Here is a 3,531-nt window from a genome sequence, read left to right on the forward strand (position 1 = left end):
GCGTTTCCTGGCGTTGGTTTCTGCCTTGGCGAGGGCCAAGAAATCGATTGGATCGGACATACTGAGTACAGTGAAACCAGAATAGAGCAATTAGATCACATCTTTAATCTGATTGGTATAAAAAGCACAGAATGTGATGCTTCTACCTTTCTTGTCATGCCTGCTCTGGTTTAATTCCCGGGTCCACATCGATGGACCAAGGAATCACAATAATTTGAGGAATGGACACATGTTCAAAAGAACAGTAACGATGATGCTGGCGGCGGGAACCCTGGTATTAGGCGGTTGCGCATCCAATGGTGGTGCAGAGCAGGCGGCGGCGGACAACAGCGACTTCGGCGGCAAGTCCATCTACCTGCGTGGTGAGATGAACGACTGGATGGCCACCGACGAAAGCAAGGTCGTCAAGGTTGCCGACAAGCTCTACATGGCCAAGGGGACGCTCAAGAAAGAGTGGGCTCCTTACAAGTTCAAGTTTGCCGACTCCGGCTGGAGTTGTGGCACCAACTTCGGTTACAAGAGCCCGAGCGATGGCGTTGCCGTGCTCGGCGGGGAACCTGTACCGGTCAATCCGTGCTCCAAGTATGAGGACATGAAGTTCTCGCCCGAGGCGGATGGCGTCTATGAGTTCTATCTGAATATGGCGGGTGAGACACCGAGCGTATACGTCAAGAAACCCTGAGATAGTCTCTCGCTTTAAATCTCTCGGAAATTGAACCGGTTAAATGCCCTGGCCCAGAAATCTGCTGGCCGGGGCATTTTTTTAGGATAGAATCGGCGCCCTTATGACGGATAAATCACAATATATTGTGCTTTGAGTTCTTAAATTCACTACTGGTAGTATTTTTGTCACGATATTACCCCATTCACAGGAGGTTGATTGACCATGGCTAAATCCATTCCGGTACAGGAGGGCGTCACCGCCAGCCGCCAGATCCCTCTGCAGGAGACGTCTCTCGAGATCTGGGACAGTAAGTATCGTCTCAAGAGCAAGGATGGCGCCCCCATCGACGGCTCCATCGACGAGACCTACCAGCGTGTCGCTCGCGCGCTGGCTGCGCAGGAGCGCGAACCCGACACCTGGTATGAACCCTTCCTGTGGGCCCTGCGCAATGGTGCCATTCCGGCGGGCCGTATCACCTCCAACGCCGGGGCGTTTGAGCACAAGCCGGCGACCTCCACGATCAACTGCACCGTCTCCGGCACCATTGAGGATTCGATGGACGATATCCTCGGCAAGGTGCACGAGGCGGGGCTGACCCTGAAGGCGGGTTGCGGCATCGGTTACGACTTCTCGACCCTGCGACCGCGCGGAGCCTTCGTCTCGGGAGCGGGGGCCTATACCTCGGGGCCGCTCTCCTTCATGGATATCTACGACAAGATGTGCTTTACCGTCTCCTCTGCCGGTGGCCGTCGTGGCGCCCAGATGGGCACCATGGATATCCGTCACCCCGATGTCGTCGAGTTCATCCAGGCCAAGCGGGAGGATGGTCGCCTGCGTCAATTCAACCTCTCCCTGCTCATCACCGAAGAGTTCGTCAGTGCGGTGAAGGAGGATGCCCCCTGGCAACTGATCTTCCCCTACACCGCCAAGGAGGTGGAGCAGGATGGCATCGCGCTGGATGACCCTGCGAGGGTGGTCTGGGCGGACTGGCCCAACAAGGAGGGTGTGGTGATCAACGAGCTGGGCCAGGTGGCCTGCAAGGTCTACAAGACCCTGCCCGCGCGCAAGCTGTGAAACGTCATCATGACCTCTACCTACGACTATGCGGAGCCCGGTTTCATCCTGATCGACAAGGTGAACCAGATGAACAACAACTGGTTCTGCGAAGAGATCCGTGCCACCAACCCTTGCGGTGAACAGCCTCTGCCGCCCTATGGGGCCTGCCTGCTGGGCTCGGTCAACCTGACCACCTTCGTGCGCGATCCCTTCACCGAGCAGGCCGCCTTCGACTGGCCCGCGTTTCGCAAGGTGGTGGCCATCTTCACCCGCATGCTCGACAACGTGGTGGAGATAAACCAGCTGCCGCTGGCCAAGCAGCGCGAGGAGATCACCGCCAAGCGTCGCCACGGCATGGGCTTCCTGGGGCTGGGCTCGACCCTCACCATGCTGCGCATCAAGTACGGCTCTGCGGCCTCCGTCGCCTTCACCGAACAGGTCTCCCAGGAGCTGGCGATGACCGGCTGGCAGGAGTCTCTGCGTCTGGCGAAGGAGAAGGGGCCGGCCCCCATCATGGAGCAGGAGTTCGAAGTCACCGGCAAGATGCTGCGTCTGCGCCCCGAAATGGCGGCAGATGGCATCAAGCTCGGCGACAAGGTGAAGGGCAAGGTGTTGCATGCCCGCTACAGCCGCTATATGCAGCAGGTGGCCGAGGTGGATCCCGCTCTGGTAGCCGAGCTGGCCGAGGTGGGTGGACGCTTCACCCACCACAGCAGCATAGCGCCGACCGGTACCATCTCCCTGTCGCTCGCCAACAACGCCAGCAACGGCATCGAGCCGAGCTTTGCCCACCACTACAGCCGCAATGTCATCAAACCGGGCAAGAAGAGCAAGGAGAGCGTGGATGTCTACTCCTTCGAGCTGCTGGCCTATAGAGAGCTGGTGAACCCGGCCGCCATGCCCTATGCCGAGGAGGAGGGTAGCCGCCTGCCGGATTACTTCATTACCGCGGACGACATCACGCCGACCGGGCACGTGGATATCCAGGCGGCGGCTCAGCGCTGGATCGACTCCTCCATCTCCAAGACCGCCAACGTGCCGACCGATTTTCCGTTCGAGCAGTTCAAGGATATCTACCTCTATGCCTCGGACTCCGGCCTCAAGGGCTGTACCACCTTCCGCTTCAACCCGGCCGCCTTCCAGGGCGTGCTGGTGAAGGAGAAGGATCTGGAGAACACAAGTTACGAGTTCACCCTGGAGGATGGCACCGTCATCACGGCGAAGGGGAACGAGGAGATCGAATACGATGGCGAGCTGCACACCGCCGCCAACCTTTATGACGCCTTGAAAGAAGGCTATTACGGCAAGTTCTGAGGACGAGACATGGTCAAGAAGATCGACAGAAAAATCGTCGCCTACAAGGTAAAAACCCGGGATGAGCCGCAAGATGCGCCGACGCCCCAGGATGACGTGGTGCACATGCATGAAACCGTGCTGCGCCCGGAACGGTTGATGGGCACCACCTACAAGCTGAAGACGCCGGAGCACGTCTCCGAGCACTCGCTGTTCATCACCATCAACGACATCATTCTTAACGAGGGCACGGTGCACGAGACCCGGCGCCCGTTCGAGATCTTCATCAACTCCAAGAGCCTGGAGCACTATCAGTGGATAGTGGCGCTGACCCGCATCATCTCGGCGGTGTTTCGCAAGGGAGGGGACGTCACCTTTCTGGTGGAGGAGTTGCGCTCCAGGGCGAGATCGTGAACATTTTGTTAAAAATTAAAAATAGTTTTTTGCCTACAAAACAAATACTTATAGGCCTGTGATATGCAGTTAACTTTATAGTCAGGATCGCCTTCACACTTTTT

At 57.7% G+C, this 3,531-nt stretch carries 1 protein-coding gene and 2 pseudogenes; all 3 read left to right on the forward strand.

Going from position 1 to position 3,531, the window contains the following annotated elements; genetic code table 11:
* Positions 1–229 precede the first annotated feature (229 nt).
* Complete coding sequence (locus ACNPAA_RS20630) at positions 230–682, forward strand: pullulanase (protein WP_029313820.1); 453 nt, start codon at positions 230–232, stop codon at positions 680–682.
* 204 nt (positions 683–886) lie between these two features.
* Positions 887–3,034, forward strand: a pseudogene (locus ACNPAA_RS20635) (adenosylcobalamin-dependent ribonucleoside-diphosphate reductase).
* A gap of 9 nt (positions 3,035–3,043) precedes the next feature.
* A pseudogene (locus ACNPAA_RS20640) lies at positions 3,044–3,412 on the forward strand (NrdJb); the annotation flags it as partial.
* Between the last annotated feature and the right edge of the window lie 119 nt (positions 3,413–3,531).

The sequence above is a fragment of the Aeromonas sp. PS2Canimalfood6 genome, assembly GCF_048276795.1.
GTDB classification, from domain to species: Bacteria; Pseudomonadota; Gammaproteobacteria; order Enterobacterales; family Aeromonadaceae; genus Aeromonas; species Aeromonas caviae.